Below are 21,992 nucleotides of genomic sequence, written 5' to 3' on the forward strand. Positions count from 1 at the left end.
TCATAAATTAATTAAATAAGTCCATTAAACCATCATGCCCATAACATTCTAATTATAGTATACAGCGCATCCCAGGTCAAAACCTAAAAAGCCCCGGAAAACCAGGGCTGAAAGTGGTATAGGCAGGGGTATAGGTGACAAGCACTCAATTCAGTTTAAACCTCTCCAAATCAGGGTCTTCGTGCAGAAAGGTGGTATAGGTGCCTGTCACCTTCTCCTACCGCTCACTCAACCGCACTTCAATATTATACCGGGGAAGGGCTTTGATGAGTGTTTTGTGCAGCTCGGCCTGGGCCTGGCGTTTTTCTTCGGCTGAGAGGCTTTTGTCTGTGTGGGCTGTGACCCACATGCGGCCGCCGTTGATCCAGACTTCATCCGGCTCATATTCTTTGTATTGACTTACAACCTGACGGGCTTTGTCGACATCAGATTGATCGTTGACCCGCCCTCCATCAATATTGAGGAAATTCGGATTCTGATCGCTCATCGTTCTGTCACGGTCATCGTCAGACACTTGATCAAGGCCCCTTTTCACCTGGCCGCCGCCGTCAGTTATTAAGTTTGTCCCATTCTGGTCTTCGTTCAGCTCATGGATCCCTGCCACATTATCATCCTGTGCACATCCTCCCATCAGGACGGATAGAAGGACTGCCGCAGCTGCTAAAGCTGATTTCATCATTTCAAACACCTCCATTATTAGGTTCTCCTTTCCTGGAGGTGAAGCCGCAACCCAAATTCAGGCAGTTTGCTGGAGGAATCCGGCTTTTTCAGACAGCAAAAAACCCTGCTTTCACTAAGCAGAGCCTGAGCTTTCATCTATTAAGATAAAGTGCGGGTCGTTTCCGAATCGGTAAGGACGTTCGGCGATTTCGGAACTTCATGATGGTGGCGGCATCGCGGCTCATAAGCCTCTGATGCCCCGACAAGAATGACCGGATCATCGTAAGAAGCCGGCTTTCCGTTGATGAGGCGCTGGGTCCTGCTGGCAGGCGAACCGCACACTGCACATACTGCCTGAAGCTTTGTCACAAGTTCTGCAATTGCCATCAAAGCCGGCATCTGCCCAAACGGCTCACCGCGGAAGTCCTGGTCGAGCCCGGCAGCGATCACCCGGTATCCGCTGTCAGCCAAATGCTGAATCACCTTCACAACTTCATCATCAAAAAATTGCACCTCATCAATGGCAATAATCTCCATATCTTCATCAATATGCTTGAAGATATCCGTTGAATGGCTGATGGGTCTGGCAATCACTGATGTTCCATTGTGGGAGACAACTGCTTCCTCGCTGTAGCGGTTATCGATCTGCGGCTTGAACACAGCTATCTTCTGCTTTGCAAATTGCGCTCTTCTGACACGGCGGATGAGCTCTTCCGATTTTCCAGAAAACATGCTGCCGCAGATTACCTCAACCCAGCCGTGGTGCTTCATTACATACATGAGTGGCCTCTCCTTCCTAGCTAAAGAAAACACGGCGCCAAAGCGCCAGTTCCCCTTTTACAACTTACACTTTTTGTTAAAAGTATAAACCTGTCTAATCATCATATTCTTCTCTATCGGCAATAAAAAACAGGCAAGAAGTAAAAACTTGCCTGTCTTTTATCATTATTGCTGTTGACCTTTAAGACCGTATTTTTTGTTGAAACGATCCACACGTCCGCCTGCTTCAGCGAATTTCTGACGGCCAGTATAGAATGGGTGGCATTCAGAGCAAGTCTCAACACGAACCTCATCTTTTACAGAACCAGTTTCAAACTGATTGCCGCAAGCACATGTAACCGTAATCTTCTTGTAATTAGGATGAATTCCTGCTTTCATTTGTTTCATCTCCTTTTGCCCTGAGTCTTGCGAAACAGAGTTATATAGTACGATGCTTGGACACACCGTATAATTCAAAAACACACTGTTGTTATTATAACAAGGACATTATGTTTTTGCAAGATGGGATTTACTGACTTTCTGATGAGGAACAGATCAGGATTGGGAACGCCTGCCGTTCTTCATTTCTTCGCCGAGATTGGCAAAGAATTCTTCATTGGATTTCGTCTGCTTCAGCTTGCGGAGGAATTTCTCTGCAAAATCAGGCGCATCCGACATCGATTTCCTGATCGCCCACAGCTTGTCCAGATGCTCTTTCGGAATAAGCAGCTCTTCCTTCCGTGTACCTGAACGGCGGATATCGATGGCCGGGAAAATGCGGCGCTCTGCAAGCTGGCGGTCAAGGTGAAGCTCCATGTTTCCAGTTCCCTTGAATTCCTCGTAAATGACATCATCCATCCGTGAACCGGTATCAACAAGGGCTGTGGCAAGGATGGTCAGGCTTCCGCCTTCTTCAATATTCCTCGCCGCCCCGAAGAAACGCTTTGGACGGTGGAAGGCCGCAGGATCGATACCCCCGGACAGGGTACGTCCGCTTGGCGGGATAACCAGGTTATAGGCACGCGCAAGCCTTGTGATGCTGTCCATAAGGATGATGACATCCCGTTTATGCTCCACGAGGCGCATCGCCCGGTCAAGGACGAGCTCGGCCACTTTAATATGGTTTTCCGGCACTTCATCGAATGTCGAGCTGACGACATCGCCGGCAACAGAACGTTCAATATCAGTAACCTCTTCCGGACGCTCATCAATGAGGAGGACAATCAGCTCTGCCTCTGGATGATTCGTCGTGATGCTGTTGGCGATTTCCTTTATCAGCATCGTTTTACCCGCTTTTGGCGGAGCGACGATCAGTCCGCGCTGGCCAAATCCAACCGGTGCAAGTACGTCCATGATCCTTGTGGAAACATGCTTTGGCGTTGTTTCCAGCTTCATCTGCCTATCAGGATATAAAGGCGTCAAAGCCGGGAAGTGGACACGCTCCTTGGCGGATTCCGGATCGTCGCCATTGACTGCTTCAACCTGCAGAAGGCCGAAATAACGTTCATTTTCCTTCGGCGGGCGGACTTTACCGGATACTTTATCTCCATTTCTTAAATCAAATCTCCGGATTTGCGATGCAGAAATATAGATATCCTCTGAGCTTGGCGAATAGTTGATCGGCCTTAGGAAGCCGAAGCCCTCAGACTGGATAATTTCCAGCACGCCTTCCATGAAAAAGTAGCCTTCCTGCTCAGCGCGGGCTTTCAGGATGGCAAAAATCAGCTCTTTCTTTGTCAGCTTGCTGTAGTAGGAAACCTTATATTCCCGGGCAAGTTCATAGAGCTCTTTTAACTTCATATTTTCTAAACTGGATATATTTAATCCCATATTGACACCACTCTTTTGAATTTTAAATCATTTTCCCCATATAAAATAACAATATCGTACTTGATTAAGAATATGAAAGGAAAAAGGAAAGAAGCGTTTGAGGTTCATCGAAGCATTGGAAGGATGATTCAGCTTGTAAAAAAGGGTAGAATCTTTGGTTTGTTCCTGGCATCCCGGTATCCCGGGCCTAAAACAGAACAAATCTGCATATCCATCATAACAGATTTCAAAAACAATCTCTATTTTACCCCTATACCTGAAAGTTAATCAATATAATTTTTCAGTTCTTTCATAGATTGCCTTGTTTCGGGAAATATATAAAGGGACCGGCTTCAGCCGGCAAGCCAGTCCCTTCTCTTCCAGCATTTTTTTACAGGCCGTTTCAGGCTCCCTTTCTTGAAAGGGTTTGCACAGGCATGCAAAAAAAATCTTTATTTCATGACAAGATGCGGCTTCTTTTTCAGGCTGTGACGCCCGTCGATGAAGCGGACCGTTCCTGACTTGGCGCGCATGACAAGTGAATGCGTAGAACCGTAGGAGCCTTTAAACTGGACCCCTCTCAACAGCTCGCCGTCTGTGACGCCTGTTGCTGCAAAGATGGCATCATCACCTTTGACAAGGTCTTCCATACGAAGAATCTTTCCAAGGTCAAGGCCCATGCTTTGGCATCTTTCAACTTCTGCATCGCTCTGCGGAACCAGCTTGCCCTGGATTTCGCCGCCCAGGCATTTCAGTGCAACTGCAGCGAGCACCCCTTCCGGCGCACCGCCAGATCCGAACAGGATATCTACTCCTGTATGGTCAAACGCGGTATTGATGGCACCTGCGACATCTCCGTCATTGATCAGCTTGATCCTTGCCCCTGCTTCCCGCAGCTGGCTGATGATATGCTGATGGCGCTCCCGGTTCAGCACGGTTGCCACGACATCTTCTATATCTTTATTTTTTGCCCTGGCGACAGCCCTCAAGTTATCGATAACAGAAGCATTGATATCAATTTCACCGACCGCTTCGGGACCGACTGCAATCTTATCCATATACATATCAGGTGCATGAAGGAGATTTCCATGGTCAGCGACAGCCAGGACAGCCAGCGCATTCCAGCCTCCGGAGGCCACGATATTGGTGCCCTCAAGCGGATCTACCGCTACATCGACACGGGGGCCATAGCCTGTTCCAAGCTTTTCTCCGATATAAAGCATGGGCGCCTCATCCATTTCCCCTTCCCCGATTACAACGGTTCCCTTCATCGGCACCGTGTCAAACACGTCCCTCATGGCAGAGGTAGCAGCATCATCTGCTTCATCCTTCACGCCTCTTCCCATCCAGCGGGCTGAAGCAAGTGCTGCTGCTTCTGTAACACGGATCAGCTCCATTGATAAACTTCTTTCCATTCTGATTTCCTCCCCGGGTTGTTTTCTCTATCTGTACTCAGGCGTTTTTCATCTGCTCCATTTCTTCCTTGGTCAGATTCTCGCGCCAGATGGTCGCACCCAGCCCATTGAGCTTTTCAACGAGATGGCTGTAGCCGCGGTCTATATGCTCAAGTCCTGTCACTTCCGTTATCCCCTCGGCTTTCAGCCCGGCAATAACAAGGGCGGCCCCTGCTCTGAGATCACTTGCCTTCACCTTGGCACCCTGCAGACGGATCGGTCCATTGATGATTGCTGAACGGCCTTCGACTTTAATATTGGCGTTCATTCTCCTCAGCTCATCAATATGCTTGAAGCGGGCGCCGTAGATTGTGTCCGTCACCATGCTTGTCCCTTCAGCCCCTGTAAGCAAAGAAGTGAAAGGCTGCTGGAGATCGGTCGGGAATCCCGGATACACAAGCGTTTTAATATCAACGGCCTTCATTTTTTCAGCTGGGCTGACAAAGATCTGGTCGTCTCCGGCCTCTATGTTCACACCCATTTCACGCAGCTTGGCAATCAGTGATTCCAAGTGCTGGGGAATGACATTATCGATCAGGATTCCTTCACCGGCGGCAGCACCGAGGATCAGATATGTCCCGGCTTCAATCCGGTCTGGAATGATGGTGTGGCGGCAGCCATGCAGCTGGTCCACCCCTTCAATTCTGATGACATCTGTACCCGCGCCCTTGATTTTTGCACCCATATTGGTGAGGAGCGTTGCCACGTCGATGATTTCCGGCTCTTTCGCCGCATTTTCAATAATCGTCTTCCCTTTTGCCCTGACCGCAGCCAGCATGATATTGATCGTGGCACCGACACTGACGACATCCAGGTAAATCCTTGCGCCTTTCAGCTCGTCTGCACGGAGATAGATGGCACCCTGCTCATTTGTCACGCTGGCACCGAGCGCTTCAAAGCCTTTGATATGCTGGTCGATCGGGCGCGGCCCCAGGTGGCACCCGCCAGGCAGTCCGATCACCGCTTTTTTAAAGCGTCCGAGCATCGCCCCCATCAAATAATAAGAGGCACGCAGCTTTTTAACTTTTCCATTGGGCAAGGGCATGGAAATCATCGAAGAAGGATCAACAGTCATATCGTTATCAGCAAAATCGACACTCCCGCCAATTTCCTCCAAAAGCCCTTTCAGTATTTGAACGTCAGAAATATCCGGCAAACCTTCAATTGTTACGGGGGAATCTGCGAGAATTGTAGCAGGGATCAATGCTACTGCACTGTTCTTGGCTCCGCTGATTCTAACAGTTCCTTTTAAAGGGTAGCCGCCCGCAATCATAAGCTTTTCCATTTTCGACTTCCTTTCCTGCCCTTAAGTGCCTATTTGCAAATCCAGTCTGAACATTGATTGCCAGCCTGCCGCTGCAGGCGAAAGTTTAGCACCGTTGGACTTTTCATTCTCAGTATGGGATAGCTTGTCCATTATATCAAAAGCTACCGTATAGGGATAATTTTCCAAGAGTAAAAGACGAATTCCGACATTATCCTCATCATCTAGTTTACACGAAAATTTAAACTTCATGTATGAGAATTGAAAAAAGTTAATTTTTTGAAGTATGCACTTACATTTCGGCCTATTCAGAAAACTCCCGGCGAATCAAGGCTCTCTCCGAGGTTATTCAGAACGCTTGTCCCAGTCAGCCAAAAATGCTTCAATCCCTTTGTCAGTCAGAGGGTGATTGAACATCTGATTGATGACCTTCAGCGGGACGGTGGCTATATGGGCCCCTCTCAAAGCAGAATCTGTGACATGCTGTGGATGGCGGACAGAAGCTGCGATGATTTCTGTCTCGATTCCGTGGATATCAAAGATTTCCCTGATGGAGGTTACAAGATCAAGGCCATTATGGCCGATATCATCAAGCCTGCCAAGGAATGGAGAAACATAGGAAGCACCCGCCCTTGCTGCAAGCAAAGCCTGATTGGCGCTGAAGATGAGGGTTACATTCGTTTTGATGCCTTCTTTTGAAAAAGCATGGACAGCCTTCAGTCCATCGGGTGTCATCGGGACCTTGATGGTGATATTAGGGGCGATTGCCGCCAGTTCCTTCCCTTCTCTGATCATGCCTTCTGCATCAAGTGCGATGACCTCTGCACTGACAGAGCCGGGTACAAGCTCAGCAATTTCCTTCAGTCTGTCATGGAATGAGATATTTTTTTCTTTTGCGACTAAGGAAGGATTAGTCGTTACTCCAGCCAGTATCCCCAGTGCATGGGCTGTTTTAATCTCTTCCAGGTTTGCCGTATCGATAAAAAATTTCATTTCGCTTCCCCCTAAGATTATTCGACGAATTTTTTAAAATCGACATAAATGAATTGAAACCGCCTTTCAGAAAGGCGGTTTCAATATAGTTTTCAAACAATGTCCAGTTCCAGGCGCCATCGGCTCGAGGTCATAAGCCAATCCGGCCAAAAGGTTAAAGAACAACCTTTCGACCGGCTCGTCTTATGCTTGAGGCCCACAGGATGTGGGTCATGCAGACGTTGCCACAGGACGTGGCGTCTTTAGTCTGCGTTCCTTTATCAGGGCGCCTTCCACTTTTCTATTAAGCTTTATTAGATGAACCAAACTCGCGCATTTTGCCGATTACTGTTTCTTTAATCGCCTCACGCGCAGGTCCTAAGTATTTGCGCGGATCGTACACTTCTGTGTCAGCCGCCAATACTTCGCGTACACGCTTCGCGGAAGCAATTTGGTTCTCAGTGTTTACGTTAATTTTCGCTGTTCCAAGGGAAACAGCTTTCTGGATGTCTTTAGTAGGAATGCCTGTACCGCCATGAAGGACTAGAGGCATACCTGTAAGCTTCCCGATCTCTTCCATTTCAGCAAAGCCAAGGTTTGGCTCGCCTTTGTAAGGACCGTGGACAGAGCCAAGAGCAGGTGCAAGGCAGTCAATGCCAGTGCGCTTGACAAGCTCGTCACATTCTTTAGCATCAGCATAGATAACGCCGTCAGCTACTACATCGTCTTCCTGTCCGCCGACAGTTCCAAGCTCGGCTTCAACAGAAACACCTTTTGAGTGTGCATATTCTACCACTTTAGAAGTGATTTCCACGTTTTCCTCGAAAGGACCGTGTGAAGCATCGATCATAACAGACGTGAAGCCTGCATCGATCGCTTCTTTACATTTATCGAAGCTTGAACCGTGGTCAAGGTGGATGGCAACAGGAACAGTGATCTTATAGTCCTCAAGAAGCCCTTCTACCATTTTCACAGTTGTCTTGAAGCCGCCCATATAACGAGCTGCACCTTCAGAAACACCAAGGATAACAGGTGATTTCTCTTCTTCTGCAGCTTGAAGGATCGCTTGAGTGAACTCAAGGTTATTTAAGTTAAATTGACCTACAGCATAGCCTTCTGATTTAGCTTTGTTCAGCATATCAGTCATGGAAACTAAAGGCATATTTCTTCCTCCTTATTAATGATTGCATCGTTCTTTGCAGGGATTCACATAAAGTTTTTCCCAGCATGCCCATGAATATGTACCCTATCTTGAAATAGGCAAAACGGACGCAATCCTTTGGAATTCATTTGTATCATACCAAAAGAGAATCAGAAATTCCATTAATCCAGCGCTATTTTTCGCTGCAGGACAGAATATTTTAAAGCAAACGCTATCATTTTAAATTTTCATATTTTTTGCTGGACCAGCGATAATTTTTTAGCCAGCGGCCATTTTTCAGCAAAATTTAACCGGCCTGTTCTATAATGAATTCGTAATAGGGACATACTTCTTAACAGCTGCCCTTATGTCGTCGATATCAAATGGTTTGGCAAAATGGGTCAATGCCCCAAGGTCCTTTGCCTCCTGGATCATGTCGAGCTCCCCATAGGCTGTCATGATGATTACCCGAATATCCTGGTCGATGACTTTCATTCTCTTCAGGATTTCAATGCCGTCCATGCCAGGAATTTTCATATCGAGCAGGACAAGATCCGGAGAATGCTTTGTAACGATTTCGAGGGCCTGGACGCCATTTGCAGCCTGATAGGTGTCATAGCCTTCCTTTTGCAGCACTTCATTCAATAGAATGCGGATGCCGAACTGATCGTCTACTATTAATATTTTCCCTTTCATACAGCCACCTCTTCCCTAAAATAGTTACTTCTGATGCTGATAGACAGAAAGCGGAATTCTTATGTCCTGCCGGGCTCATACGACCCTTCTGTTTTTTTGACAGCACATAAGAATTCCCGCTTTCCCGGTAAGATAAGAAGTTCACTGCTGCCATTTGACCGCTTCCTGTTTGGAAGCCATGCCGACTGCTGTTATGCGGGATTCCCAGCGCCAGTGAAATCAAACTCCTGCTTTTCAAAAGATGACCAATGGTCACAGAAAATATATCCACTTCTCAACATTCTCCCTTTCCCGCGTGAATTCCTGCTTCTTTTTAAGTAATTCTGCCGAATATTTTACCTTTAGCATTCATTTCACTATAATAAGACCACAAATAGTGTTCAAGATCCTGCGGAGTTTATGGACTGCAGATTGATTTTTGCACAATTAGGAGGAAGTTACATTGCTAAAAATGTTTTCAACCCAGCTGACGGGAATCTTCAAAAAGCTGATGGAAAAAGAAGAATTCAGCATTGAAGACGCAGCCCGGCTGCTGGCCCAGGCCCCTGCAGGCGAGGGCAGGATCCAGATTTATGCCACACGCGAAATGAAGGCTGCTGTCCTGGAGGCAACGGAAGGAGCAGAACCGCTCGCATCTGCCGCCCAATGGACTGATGCTCATTCAGAAAATGATATCGCTGGTACAGACCGCTTTCTGATCATCTCCCGCCACTCTGATGATGAACAGGCAGTCGCCCTGGCAAAAGCACTTTCTGAAAAAATGATTCCGTTTGCTGCCATTTCCACTGCTGTAGAAGCTGATGGCCCTTCACTGGCTGAGCTTGCGGATGTCCATATCGACTTGAAATTAACAAAGGGACTCCTCCCCGATGAAGAAGGAAACCGCTTCGGCTACCCATCTGCCATTACTGCACTCTTTGTGTACCATGGTCTGAAGTTCACGATTGATGAAATTTTGAGTGAATATTAGTTACAGTCAGGAAGGCACCCAGTGATGGCGCAAACCTGCCCAACTAATTATAAAAAGCCCTGTTGATTGCAGTGAAAGGCACGTAGACTCCTGCGGGATTGCAGCGGCAATGCTGAGACCCCGCAGCGCGTAAGCGTGAGGAGGCTCAGCGTCGCCCCGCGGAAAGCGAAGTGCCTGGAACGGAAATCAACAGCCCCATTACAAGGCACAAACTGAAAGCCCCCTCAATTCCAGAGGGGGCTTTTGTAAACTTAGTTATTTTCCTGATGCTTCAAGGATGCACCGACGAAGTCGCGGAACAGCGGCTGCGGGCGGTTTGGCCTTGAGATGAATTCAGGGTGGAACTGGGAAGCGACAAACCAAGGGTGATCCTTCACTTCAATGATTTCAACAAGGCGGCCGTCCGGGCTTGTACCAGAGAAGACAAAACCTTTCTCCTCCATCGCCTGGCGGTAATGATTGTTGAACTCATAGCGGTGGCGGTGGCGTTCATAAACAACCTCATCCTGGTATGCAGCATATGCATTCGTTTCTTCATTCAGCTTGCACGCCTGCAGGCCAAGGCGGAGTGTTCCTCCAAGATCTTCAATGTCCTTCTGCTCAGGCAGCAGGTCAATGATCGGATGCGGCGTTGAAGGATCGATTTCCGCTGAATGCGCCCCTTCCAATGAAAGGACATTGCGGGCAAATTCAATAGAAGCGAGCTGCATGCCAAGGCAGATGCCAAGGAATGGGCGCTTCTGCTCGCGCGCATACTGGATGGCAAGGATCTTCCCATCAATGCCGCGGTCGCCGAATCCGCCTGGGACAAGGATTCCGTCAGCATCCTGAAGAAGCTCCTCCACATTTCCTTCTGTTACTTCTTCAGAATTGACCCATTTGATTTCAATATCAGAATCATATGAGTAGCCGGCATGCTTCAGTGCTTCCACAACAGAAATATAGGCATCCTGGAGCTCAACATACTTACCGACAAGGGCAATCTTCGTTGTCTTGGAGAGATTGCGGACCTTGTTCAGAAGTTCGGTCCATTCAGCCATATCTGCCTGTCCGCAATCCAGCTTCAAGTGATCGCAGACGATCTGGTCAAAGTTCTGCTCCTGTAGGGCAAGAGGGACTGCGTATAATGTATCGGCATCACGGCACTCGATGACAGCTTTCGGATCAAGGTCACAGAACAGACCAATCTTATCCTTCATATCCTGGGAAACCGGCATCTCAGTACGAACGACAATGACATTTGGCTGGATTCCAAGGCTTCGCAGTTCTTTTACACTGTGCTGTGTCGGCTTTGTTTTCATTTCGCCTGCAGCTTTGATATAAGGAATCAATGTACAGTGAATGTACATAACGTTATCGCGCCCGATATCACTCTTGATCTGGCGGATTGCCTCAAGGAATGGCAGGGATTCGATATCCCCTACTGTTCCGCCGATCTCTGTGATAACAACATCGGCATTGGTCTCATGCCCTGCACGCATAACTCTTTCTTTGATTTCATTGGTGATATGCGGGATGACCTGGACTGTTCCGCCCAAGTAGTCGCCGCGGCGCTCTTTTTTCAGGACAGTGGAGTAAATTTTTCCAGTTGTCACATTATTGAACTTAGTCAGATTGATATCGATAAAGCGCTCATAGTGGCCCAGATCCAAATCCGTTTCGGCGCCATCGCCTGTAACGAAAACTTCACCGTGCTGGTATGGGCTCATGGTTCCCGGGTCAACGTTGATATAGGGGTCAAACTTCTGAATGGTGACATTCAAGCCTCTGTTTTTCAGCAAGCGGCCCAAAGACGCAGCGGTGATCCCTTTTCCCAATGACGACACAACGCCGCCTGTTACAAAAATATACTTTGTCATGTTATTTCCCCCTCATATTCAGTTTGTGCATTTTCTGCATCCTTTAGGTAAGGCTTTTCCTAAAAAAATTTGCTGTTCTTGATCAGAGCCAAGAACAGCTAAAAATAAAAAGCGCTCCCTACCAAACAGTAAGGGAGCGCTATTGCATATACATTCATATGGTCCTTTTTTAAGGAGCCCAAAAATGATTCTACAAGCCTGGCATGGAAAAGTCAAGGAATTATAAATCTTCCTCGTCGTCTTCAAGGTCTTCATCTTCCTCGAGGTCTTCGTCATCCTCGTCGAGGTCATCCTCCAGAATCTCGTCGTCGTCTTCAAAGTCGTCATCGTCGTCTGAGTCCTCATCAAGATCGTCCTCAAGAAGATCGTCGTCATCCTCGTCCAGATCATCATCGTCATCAAGGTCATCGTATTCGATGTCTTCCTCGTCGAGCTCATCATACTCGTCCAGATCAAGATCGATGTCTTCAGCCTTCGCCGCTTTCTTGGCCTTTTTCTTTTTAGGCTTCGCTGCTGTCATTGTATCTTCTTCCATTGTATCAACAGGGTACCAGCTGCGCAGGCCCCAGCGGTTTTCTCCCATTGCAATGAAGCGTCCGTCAAGGTTCAGGTCAGTATAGAACTGGGCGATCCTGGAGCGGATTTCCTCATCTGATACCTCAAGACGCGTTTTATATTCGTTCATAATGTCGGTAAAAGAAACCTGCTGCTTTGTGCCTTTAAGCAGTTCGTAGGCGATATCGATAAAGGACATTTCCTGCAGCTCTTCTTTTGTGAATTGGTCTAGACTCACTATACGCACTTCCTTTCCCTATATAACACTCGCTATCGGAGCGCAAAATACTGTAAAAAACACCGGGGCTTCCCGGATTTGCAGTGCTTTTAAAAAGGCATAGGATTCAGCCGCTCCAAAAGCAGCCCTAGATGAATAAAAGGCATAAGAATGCCTTTTGCAAGCTGGATAGACAGCTTATGTAAAATACATATTCTTCATTATAAACAAATTGCTGGTGTTTATGCTAGTTCTATCTCCAGTTTCCTTGCATTTTTGCTGTGAGACAAACTTTTGGAAGGCATACTGCTGCAGGTCTCCCGGATGGCTTTCTTCTTTTGGATGAGAGAAGGTTTATATCCGGGAACACTGTTACGTCTTTTTGCCCCTCCCCGGCTTCCTGTCTTTTCTTCCGGAGAGCTGGCCCATGGCCAGGTACATAAAGTAGATGGACAGCAGAAAGAAAGCGACCGCACCAAGCTGCCTCTGGTATAAGAAGTAGAAGGCCGCTATCGCAGCAGCAAAAGCGCCTATTGAAAATATCTGTCTCAACCCGTTCACATCCTGCATATCAATATCACTTAGGACTGCATTCCCTTTCATTATAGCGGAGAAAAGCCTTTTATCCTAAACACAATATGATATTTTCCAGAAAAATATATCCTTTTTCCGAATACAAGACAGAGCCATGGGCTATAATCGGCCCCTGGCTCTATCCTTGCTACATATTGCGGCGGTATTGTCCGCCCACCTCATACAATGCCCTCGTGATTTGTCCGAGGCTTGCATATTTGACGGTTTCCATCAGCTCTGCAAAGATATTGCCGTCTGTCACCGCGGCTTCTTTCAGGCGGGACAGGGCCTCACCTGCATGGTCCTTGTTCCGTTCCTGGAAGCTTCTTAGATTCCTGATTTGTGTTTCCTTTTCTTCCTTCGTCGCCCTGGCGATTTCCATGCTGTCCATCTGCTCTTCTGACGGCGGATTCGGGTTCAGATACGTATTGACGCCGATGATCGGAAGCTCGCCTGTATGCTTCTTCATTTCATAATACATGGATTCATCCTGGATCTTGCCCCGCTGGTACTGCATTTCCATGGCGCCGAGCACACCGCCCCTGTCGTTGATCCTTTCAAATTCCTGGAGGACCGCTTCTTCCACCAGGTCAGTCAGTTCATCGATGATGAAGGCCCCCTGAAGAGGATTTTCATTTTTTGTAAGGCCATGTTCTTTTGTAATGATCATCTGGATGGCCATCGCCCGGCGGACAGATTCCTCCGTAGGCGTGGTGATCGCTTCATCATAGGCATTCGTGTGCAGGGAGTTGCAGTTGTCCTGGAGCGCCATCAATGCCTGCAGCGTTGTCCGGATGTCATTGAAATCAATTTCCTGGGCATGAAGTGAGCGCCCTGAAGTCTGGATATGGTACTTCAGCTTCTGGCTCCGCTCATTGGCTCCGTATTTATCCCTCATTACAGTTGCCCAGATGCGGCGGGCCACCCTGCCGATGACGGTGTACTCCGGATCGAGCCCATTTGAGAAAAAGAAGGAAAGGTTCGGCGCAAAATCATCAATCTTCATGCCTCTGCTCAAATAGTACTCAACATAAGTGAAGCCGTTCGCCAGCGTAAAGGCCAGCTGTGAAAGCGGGTTTGCCCCTGCCTCGGCAATATGGTAGCCGGAAATGGAGACAGAATAATAATTGCGGACCTTTTTATCGATAAAATACTGCTGGATATCGCCCATCATCCTGAGAGCGAATTCTGTTGAAAAGATGCAAGTATTCTGGCCCTGGTCTTCCTTCAGGATATCAGCCTGGACGGTACCGCGCACTGTCTGCAGAGTCGCAGCCTTCACTTCCTCAAGTTCCGCTTCGTTCAGCTTTCTGCCAAGCTCCCCTTCTTTCTTTTCCACCTGCTGCTCAACCGCCGTGTTCATGAACATGGCCAGGATAATCGGAGCCGGGCCGTTGATCGTCATGGAAACCGATGTGGACGGATGACAGAGGTCAAAGCCGGCATACAGCTTTTTCATATCATCAAGCGTACAAATGCTGACACCGCTCTCCCCGACTTTACCGTAGATATCCGGGCGGTAGTCCGGATCTTCGCCGTACAAGGTAACGGAATCAAACGCTGTACTTAGGCGTTTGGCTGCATCGTCCTTTGATAAGTAATGAAAGCGGCGGTTCGTCCGTTCAGGGGTCCCTTCACCGGCGAACTGGCGCTTTGGATCCTCTCCTTCGCGCTTGAACGGGAAGACGCCTGCTGTATACGGAAAAGCACCCGGCACATTCTCTCTGTAGACCCAGCGGATAATTTCTCCGTAGTCCCTGTATTTCGGGAGCGCGACCTTAGGGATCTGCAGGCCTGAAAGGCTCTTCGTTTTAAGGATCGTGATGATTTCTTTATCGCGTATCCTTGTTGTGAACTGCTCCCCGGAGTATTTCTCCTTGAGGTCATCCCAGCTTTCGAGTATTTTTTTCGATTCGGCTGTCAGCTTTTCTTTTGTTTGCGCTGCCAGGTCCTCTAATGAAGCCAGTGCCTCTTCACTTCCGCCTGACTCTTTTACTGCATTGATTGCACCTTCAAGCTGGAACAGCTTCCTGGCAAGGGCTGCCTGCTCTTCCGCTTTTTTGTGGTAATTGCGGACCGTTTCAGATACTTCGCGCAAGTAATAGCGCTGTTCATTCGGGATGATGACATTCTGCTTTTCGACCACTTCATTTTTGGAAAAAGAAGTTCTCCAGCCCAAGCCCGCTTTTTCATTCATCTTTTCGACAAGGGCAGCAAATAAAGCATTTGTGCCCGGATCGTTGAACTGGCTGGCGATCGTGCCGTAGACCGGCATCTCTTCCAGCTCTTTCTCGAACAGCATATGGTTGCGCTGATATTGCTTCTGCACCTGGCGGCGGGCATCCTCTGAGCCCTTGCGCTCAAATTTATTGATGACGATCAGGTCAGCGTAATCGAGCATATCAATTTTTTCAAGCTGGGAAGGCGCCCCGAATTCACTTGTCATGACATACATGGACAGATCGCAGATTTCCGCGATTTCAGCATCGCCTTGCCCAATCCCGCTTGTTTCAACGATAACCAGGTCAAAGCCGGCAGCCTTTACGACAGAGATGGCATCCTTGATTGCCAGCGACAGCTCGCTCTTGGACTTCCGTGTCGCAAGGCTCCGCATATAGACGCGCGGAGAAAAGATGCTATTCATGCGGATCCGGTCGCCAAGGAGCGCCCCGCCTGTTTTCTGCTTTGTCGGATCGACAGAAAGGATGGCTACTTTCTTTTCGGGGATTTCATTGATGAAGCGGCGGATCAGCTCATCCGTCAATGAGCTTTTTCCTGCTCCGCCAGTCCCGGTGATTCCGATAACCGGTGCCGTTTTTTCCAGTGTCTTGATTCTCTCCATGAGCGATTCTGCTGCAGCAGCCGCTTCTTTTTCAAGCCCGACGCCATGTTCGGCAAGCGTGATCAGCTTGGCGATGCTGTTCACTTCGCCGGCTTCAAGCTTTTCAAGTTCTTCTGCACTCTCCACTGAAACGGTCGGGTAGTCGCACTCAGCGAGCATTTCATTGATCATGCCCTGCAGACCCTTCTGGCGGCCGTCTTCCGGGGAAAAGATACGGGCGATCCCGTATTCATGCAGCTCTTTTATTTCACGCGGAATGATGACCCCTCCACCTCCGCCATAGATGCGGATATGGGAGGCCCCCCTTTCCTTCAGCAAATCATACATATATTTAAAATATTCAACATGGCCTCCCTGATAGGAGGAAATCGCGATTCCCTGGACATCCTCCTGGATCGCGGCATTCACGACCTCTTCCACCGACCGGTTATGGCCAAGGTGGATGACCTCTGCCCCGCTCGCCTGGATGATCCTTCTCATGATATTAATGGAAGCATCATGCCCGTCAAAAAGGCTTGAGGCGGTAACGAATCGCAAGTGATGCTTCGGCCTGTAAATTTCTGCTGTACTCATTTGCTTGACTCCCCCTGTTCCTGGATTTTAATGCCGGCAGGCACTTTTGCCTGGTCTTGCTTTATCCCCTGAATCAGAAGCTCTGTCTGCAATTCAATATATTCATCAAGACTGTACACCCTCTGCAGCGCCCAGCGGCGGAAGCCCCACATCTGGCCCTGCACGAAAATATTGTGGGCGATCATCTTGACCTCTTTTTCCGTCAAATGGAGCTCCCCGTTGTCCACACAGCGCTGGATGACGTCTTCAAACATGGAGACCATTTCAATTTCTTTTCTCAGGACATATGGAAGAGCATCCTTTGACAAGGACTTTGCTTCCTGGTACATGACCAGGACTTCATCCTGCATATCATCCACAACCCGGAAATAGTAGGCGATCCCGAGCTTCAGGCTCTCCAGCGTCCCCCTGTTGGCATCAAGGGCCTCCTGGAGCCTGTCGCGGACCGAATCATAGATGCTGTCACAGACAAGGTACAGCACATCCTCCTTTGTGCGGATGTACTCGTAGAGCGTCCCGATGCTGAATCCGGAGGCCTTTGCAATCTCCCTTGTCGTGGTGCGGTGAAAGCCTTTTTGCTTAAAAAGATTCACCGCTCCCTTGATCATCTCGTCCCGCCGCTTTTTCACCAGCTTTTCATCTTTCACAGAAGCATGGACTTCCCGTTTTTTCATAAATTTGCACTGCCCTCCTCTGACCGCTCCATTAGAAAAGCGCAAGCGCCTTGCCCACCCCCGACAAGCACAAGACGAGCCTAACGAAAAGGCGTTCTTTGCCTTTTTGGGAGGATTGGCTTGTGACCTCGAGGGGGTAGGCGCTGGAGCTAGACAGTAATCGAAGTTAAGATACATACTTACTTACCTATTAAAAGTGGACCTTTCCCTACTGGTGGCTGTTTTCGCGGTGGTTGTTTATTTTAAATTAGGAAAGAGCCCTATCCCCTTATCTTCTATTTGGTTATCATCCTGGAAATGACAAGGCGCTGGATTTCCTGTGTGCCTTCATAGATTTGTGTAATCTTGGCATCACGCATATAGCGCTCTACCGGATAGTCCTTTGTATAGCCATAGCCGCCGAACACCTGGACAGCCTCTGTCGTCACTTTCATGGCTGCATCGCCGGCGAACAGTTTGGACATGGCTGATTCTTTGCCGTACGGCAGGCCTTCCGATTCAAGCCAGGCAGCCTGATAGGTGAGGAGCCTTGCCGCCTCCACACTTGTCGCCATATCGGCCAGCTTGAAGCCGATTCCCTGCTGAAGGGCGATCGGCTTGCCGAACTGCTCCCGCTCTTTCGCGTAATCGACCGCTGCATCCAATGCTCCCTGGGCAATGCCGACCGCCTGGGCTGCAATGCCGTTCCTGCCGCCATCAAGGGTCATCATGGCGATCTTAAAGCCTTCGCCTTCTTTACCGAGCATGTTTTCCTTTGGCACGCGGCAGTCTTCAAAGATGATTTCGGTTGTCGGCGAAGACCTGATGCCAAGTTTCTTTTCCTTCTTGCCGACAGAGAAGCCAGGGAAATCACTTTCAATGATGAAGGCTGTAGTGCCTTTCTGCCTGCTCTCCGGATCTGTCAGGGCAAATACGACATAGATGTCGGCGATCCCGCCGTTTGTGATAAAAATCTTTGAACCGTTCAGTACATAATGGTCGCCGTCAAGGCGGGCAGTCGTCCTCATGCCGCCGGCATCGGAGCCGCTGCCCGGCTCTGTCAGTCCGTATGCGCCGATCTTTTCACCCTGCGCCATCGGCTTTAAGTATTTCTGCTTCTGTTCTTCGCTGCCGAATTTATAGATCGGCCAGCCTGCAAGTGATGTATGTGCAGACAATGTCACCCCTGTGGATGCACAAACCCTTGAAAGCTCCTCGACTGCAATGCAGTATGCCAGATAGTCGCTGCCGATTCCGCCGTACTCTTCAGGCCAGGGAATCCCTGTCAGTCCAAGCTCGGCCATTTTGTCGAAGATTTCACGGTCAAAGCGCTCTTCCTCATCGCGCTCTGCGGCGCTTGGCGCCACTTCATTCTTTGCAAAATCGCGGACCATTTTCCTGATCATTTCATGTTCTTCCGTCAGTCGGAAATTCATCGTATTTTCCCCCGTCCATTTCAATATTGGCTTGCCTCTTATTTACAGGTTTTTGCTGATGACAATTCTCTGAATCTCGCTTGTGCCTTCATAAATTTCGGTTATTTTACTGTCGCGGAAATACCGCTCGACAGGGTAGTCCTCTGTATATCCATATCCGCCAAACACCTGGACAGCTTCTATGCTCGTTTCAACCGCTGTCTTTGAGGCAAAAAGCTTGGCCATGCTGGCCTGCATCCCGCATCGTTCTCCATTTTGGCGCATCATCGCTGCCTGGTAGACCAGCAGTCTTGAGGCTTCTACATTTGTAGCCATATCAGCCAGCTTGAAGCCAATGCCCTGCTGATGGCTGATCGGCTTCCCGAATTGGCTGCGTTCCTTCGAGTAGGCAACCGCTGCCTCCAATGCCGCCTCCGCGATGCCAAGGGCCTGGGCTGCAATGCCGATGCGCCCAGCGTCAAGGTTGGCCATGGCGATTTTGAAGCCTTCCCCTTCGGCACCAAGGAGACTTCCTGCCGGAACCCTCATATCCTCAAAGCTGAGCTGGACTGTCCGGGAACCGTGAAGCCCCATCTTCTCCTCATCCTTGCCGATTACAAGGCCCGGTGTCCCTTTTTCAACGATGAAGGCTGAAACGCCCTTTGTCCCAAGCTCAGGGGTGGTGGATGCAAAAACAATATACACATCCGCTTCGCCGCCGTTTGTAATGAAAACCTTTGAGCCATTGAGAATGTAATCGTTCCCATTTTTAACAGCCTTGGTTTTTAAGCTGCCTGCATCAGAGCCTGCCCCTGCCTCTGTCAGACAGAATGCTCCGAGGTATTCGCCGGCAGCCAATTTCGGGACATAATTCTGCTTCTGCTCCTCCGTCCCGAAGTACAGGATCGGATTGGTTCCGACCGATGTATGGACAGACAGGATGACCCCAACGGTTGCGGAGACCTTTGACAGCTCATTGATGGCAATGATATAGGAGGTGAAATCCATTTCCGCACCGCCATATTTCTCAGGTACAGGGATTCCCATCAGCCCGAGTCCGCCCATCTTTTTCAATATGTCACGGGGAAAGTCCCCTTGCTCCATTTTTTCAATAAATGGCGCTATCTCGCTCTGGGCGAAGTCGCGGACCATTTTCCTCATCATTTCCTGTTCTTCTGTAAACCGTAAATTCATGGCTAATCCCTCCTGGTGTCCATTCTGGGCTTTCCAGTTCAGCTGTACTGATAAAAGCCGCGGCCGGACTTCTTCCCGAGCCAGCCGGCCTTCACATATTTGCGGAGCAGCGGGCAGGGGCGGTACTTATCATCGCCGAACCCCTCATGAAGCGTTTCCATAATATAAAGGCAGGTATCAAGACCAATGAAATCCGCCAATGTGAGCGGCCCCATCGGATGGTTCATGCCAAGCTTCATGACTTCATCGATCGCTTCCTTTTCGGCAACACCTTCATAGAGGGTATAGATGGCCTCATTGATCATCGGCATCAGGATGCGGTTTGAGACAAATCCCGGAAAGTCATTCACTTCAACCGGCACCTTGCCGAGCTTATGAGTCATTTCCTCGATCGCTGTGTATACTTCATCAGCTGTAGCAAGCCCGCGGATGATTTCAACCAGTTTCATAACCGGGACCGGATTCATGAAGTGCATCCCGATTACCTTTTCCGGACGCTTTGTCGCCGCGGCAATTTCCGTGATGGGCAGCGAGGAAGTATTGCTGGCCAGAATAGCATGTTCAGGAGCGATTCCATCAAGCCGTTTGAAGATATCGGCTTTGATTTCAATATTTTCTACGGCGGCTTCGATCACCAGATCCACCCTGCCCGCGTCTTCCAGATTGTCAGAAGGCTGCAGGCGGCGGAGCACCTCTTCCATCTCCGCCTCTGTCATGCGCTCTTTAGATACCTGACGGGACAGGTTCTTCTTGATCACACCAAGCCCCCGCTCAATATATTCAGCCTTCAAATCATTCAGCAGCACCTCATACCCCGCCTGTGCACATACCTGTGCAATGCCGGAGCCCATCTGTCCTGCACCGATAACCATTATTGTTTTCACTTCCATGGTTTCTCCTCCATTTCTCTTCCAAACTCCTAATCTATCAGTTCGCCGGAACCTCGATCATGATGGCATCCCCCTGGCCGCCGCCGCTGCAAATCGCCGCAATGCCGATTCCTCCGCCCCTGCGCTTCAGCTCATATATCAGCGTTAGGATAATTCTGGCACCGCTTGCCCCGATCGGGTGGCCGATGGCAACGGCTCCGCCATTTACATTCACTTTATTTTCATCCAGATTGGCGATCTTGCCGCTCGTCAGGGCAACCGCCGCAAATGCTTCGTTTATTTCAAACAGGTCAATTTCATCCATGGATTTGCCTGTTTTTTTCAAAAGCTCTTTGATGACAAGCCCTGGTGTTTTCGGAAAATCCTTTGCTTCAACAGCGATTGCCGTGTGGGCCAGGATGTATGCCTGAACGTCCTTTCCTTCACGCTCAGCTCTTTCCTCGCTCATCAGCACCAGTGCAGCAGCTCCGTCATTCACTCCAGGTGCGTTCCCGGCAGTGATCGTTCCATCCCCATTGAATACAGGGGCAAGCTTTGCCAGCTTTTCAATGGAAGTATCCTTGCGCGGTGCTTCATCCTGCTCTACGACAAGCGGGTCGCCTTTGCGCTGCGGCACCTCTACTGCCACAATCTCTTCAGCCAGCCTGCCGCTTTCGATCGCTTCGACAGCCCGCTGGTGGCTTCTGTACGCCCATTGGTCCTGTTCTTCCCGTGAAATCCCCATTTCCTTTGCCGTTGAATTGCCGTAAGTCCCCATATGGACGCCTGTAAAGCTGCAGCTGAGGCCGTCATGAATCATCAGGTCCTTCACGGTCGAATCGCCCATCCGCAGGCCCCATCTTGCTTTTGGCAGAAGATATGGCGCATTGCTCATCGATTCCATCCCGCCGGCCACAATGACTTCTTCATCACCGGCCCTGATGATCTGGTCGCCGAGCGTCACACTCCTCATACCTGAGGCGCAGACTTTGTTGATCGTTTCTGTTTTAACTTCCCATGGAAGGCCGGCTTTATTGCCTGCCTGCCGGGATGGTATCTGGCCCTGGCCCCCCTGAAGTACCGATCCGAGAATCAGCTCCCCAACCTCTTCAGGACTGACATCGGCACGCTTCAATGCTTCCTTGACGGCTGCAGCTCCTAAATCAGAGGCAGTCAGGCTGCTTAATGCCCCTCCCATTTTTCCAAAAGGTGTCCGTGCTCCGCTGATAATGACTGTTCTTCCCATCTGTATCCTCTCCTTTAAGCAAATTTGGTCTTTAATTTGCTGGGTAAATTTAATTTCTGATAGGCTAGGCAAATTTTTTCGGTTTTGACTGAACGCTCGCTCGAAATGGAGCCAAAGCCCGCTGAAATCAGCCTGTCTTCCTTGGTTTGAATCTAATAAGGACAAAAAGGAGACCATTAATAAAGGTTCTCCGATTTTTGTAAGCGCTTTATTTATATTTCCATCTTACTCCATCCGCAGAAAAAATAAAAATATTTTCCTGAAGATTCTT

At 49.1% G+C, this 21,992-nt stretch carries 19 protein-coding genes; 1 reads left to right on the plus strand and 18 read right to left on the minus strand.

Annotated elements, in window-relative coordinates; all coding sequences use genetic code 11:
- Positions 1-217: 217 nt before the first annotated feature.
- From ACQCVH_RS07115 to ACQCVH_RS07155, 9 genes are all read right to left on the minus strand, one after another.
- Positions 218-694, minus strand: coding sequence for a hypothetical protein (locus ACQCVH_RS07115; protein WP_426835057.1), 477 nt, complete (start codon positions 692-694; stop codon positions 218-220).
- Positions 695-819: 125 nt separating this feature from the next.
- The gene (locus ACQCVH_RS07120; RefSeq protein ID WP_129613013.1) at positions 820-1,440 is read right to left on the minus strand and encodes a thymidine kinase; all 621 of its coding nucleotides are present in this window, start codon (positions 1,438-1,440) and stop codon (positions 820-822) included.
- A 165-nt stretch (positions 1,441-1,605) separates the two neighbouring features.
- The gene (gene rpmE, locus ACQCVH_RS07125) at positions 1,606-1,818 is read right to left on the minus strand and encodes a 50S ribosomal protein L31 (protein WP_009792603.1); all 213 of its coding nucleotides are present in this window, start codon (positions 1,816-1,818) and stop codon (positions 1,606-1,608) included.
- Positions 1,819-1,974: 156 nt separating this feature from the next.
- Positions 1,975-3,249, minus strand: a complete 1,275-nt coding sequence (rho, locus tag ACQCVH_RS07130; protein ID WP_009792602.1) for a transcription termination factor Rho — start codon at positions 3,247-3,249, stop codon at positions 1,975-1,977.
- Positions 3,250-3,680: 431 nt separating this feature from the next.
- On the minus strand, positions 3,681-4,643 hold the full coding sequence (glpX, locus tag ACQCVH_RS07135) for a class II fructose-bisphosphatase (RefSeq protein WP_148975669.1): 963 nt from the start codon (positions 4,641-4,643) through the stop codon (positions 3,681-3,683).
- Between the two features lie 37 nt (positions 4,644-4,680).
- Entirely contained in the window at positions 4,681-5,967 is a 1,287-nt protein-coding gene (locus tag ACQCVH_RS07140) for a UDP-N-acetylglucosamine 1-carboxyvinyltransferase (protein WP_426835058.1), read from the minus strand.
- A gap of 324 nt (positions 5,968-6,291) precedes the next feature.
- Positions 6,292-6,939: a fructose-6-phosphate aldolase gene (gene fsa, locus ACQCVH_RS07145; protein WP_426835059.1), complete on the minus strand. Its 648-nt coding sequence runs from the start codon at positions 6,937-6,939 to the stop codon at positions 6,292-6,294.
- Positions 6,940-7,222: 283 nt separating this feature from the next.
- Positions 7,223-8,080, minus strand: a complete 858-nt coding sequence (locus ACQCVH_RS07150; RefSeq protein WP_101548883.1) for a class II fructose-bisphosphate aldolase — start codon at positions 8,078-8,080, stop codon at positions 7,223-7,225.
- Between the two features lie 300 nt (positions 8,081-8,380).
- Positions 8,381-8,755: a response regulator gene (locus ACQCVH_RS07155; RefSeq protein WP_426835060.1), complete on the minus strand. Its 375-nt coding sequence runs from the start codon at positions 8,753-8,755 to the stop codon at positions 8,381-8,383.
- Positions 8,756-9,197: 442 nt separating this feature from the next.
- On the opposite strand from ACQCVH_RS07155, the gene ACQCVH_RS07160 reads away from it, so the two are divergent.
- Positions 9,198-9,725 (plus strand): DUF2529 domain-containing protein, encoded by a 528-nt coding sequence (locus ACQCVH_RS07160; RefSeq protein ID WP_426835061.1) that lies wholly within the window; start codon positions 9,198-9,200, stop codon positions 9,723-9,725.
- Positions 9,726-9,976: 251 nt separating this feature from the next.
- On the opposite strand, the gene ACQCVH_RS07165 is transcribed toward ACQCVH_RS07160, so the two are convergent.
- The 9 genes from ACQCVH_RS07165 to ACQCVH_RS07205 form a co-directional block, all read right to left on the minus strand.
- The gene (locus ACQCVH_RS07165; RefSeq protein ID WP_094769141.1) at positions 9,977-11,584 is read right to left on the minus strand and encodes a CTP synthase; all 1,608 of its coding nucleotides are present in this window, start codon (positions 11,582-11,584) and stop codon (positions 9,977-9,979) included.
- A 220-nt stretch (positions 11,585-11,804) separates the two neighbouring features.
- On the minus strand, positions 11,805-12,377 hold the full coding sequence (gene rpoE / locus ACQCVH_RS07170) for a DNA-directed RNA polymerase subunit delta (RefSeq protein ID WP_426835062.1): 573 nt from the start codon (positions 12,375-12,377) through the stop codon (positions 11,805-11,807).
- 351 nt (positions 12,378-12,728) lie between these two features.
- On the minus strand, positions 12,729-12,908 hold the full coding sequence (locus ACQCVH_RS07175; protein ID WP_426835063.1) for a hypothetical protein: 180 nt from the start codon (positions 12,906-12,908) through the stop codon (positions 12,729-12,731).
- Between the two features lie 169 nt (positions 12,909-13,077).
- Positions 13,078-16,344: a fused isobutyryl-CoA mutase/GTPase IcmF gene (gene icmF, locus ACQCVH_RS07180; RefSeq protein WP_426835064.1), complete on the minus strand. Its 3,267-nt coding sequence runs from the start codon at positions 16,342-16,344 to the stop codon at positions 13,078-13,080.
- Entirely contained in the window at positions 16,341-17,018 is a 678-nt protein-coding gene (locus ACQCVH_RS07185; RefSeq protein WP_426835065.1) for a TetR/AcrR family transcriptional regulator, read from the minus strand. Before ACQCVH_RS07185 ends, icmF begins: the two co-directional genes overlap by 4 nt.
- Positions 17,019-17,293: 275 nt before the next feature.
- Entirely contained in the window at positions 17,294-18,433 is a 1,140-nt protein-coding gene (locus tag ACQCVH_RS07190) for an acyl-CoA dehydrogenase (protein ID WP_094769199.1), read from the minus strand.
- Between the two features lie 42 nt (positions 18,434-18,475).
- On the minus strand, positions 18,476-19,606 hold the full coding sequence (locus tag ACQCVH_RS07195) for an acyl-CoA dehydrogenase (RefSeq protein WP_426835066.1): 1,131 nt from the start codon (positions 19,604-19,606) through the stop codon (positions 18,476-18,478).
- A 38-nt stretch (positions 19,607-19,644) separates the two neighbouring features.
- On the minus strand, positions 19,645-20,496 hold the full coding sequence (locus tag ACQCVH_RS07200; RefSeq protein WP_426835067.1) for a 3-hydroxybutyryl-CoA dehydrogenase: 852 nt from the start codon (positions 20,494-20,496) through the stop codon (positions 19,645-19,647).
- 37 nt (positions 20,497-20,533) lie between these two features.
- A complete protein-coding gene (locus tag ACQCVH_RS07205; protein ID WP_426835068.1) occupies positions 20,534-21,721 on the minus strand; it encodes an acetyl-CoA C-acetyltransferase in 1,188 nt (395 codons plus the stop codon).
- Between the last annotated feature and the right edge of the window lie 271 nt (positions 21,722-21,992).

It is taken from the genome of Bacillus infantis (assembly GCF_050107595.1).
Taxonomy (GTDB): Bacteria; Bacillota; Bacilli; order Bacillales; family Cytobacillaceae; genus Bacillus_AB; species Bacillus_AB infantis_C.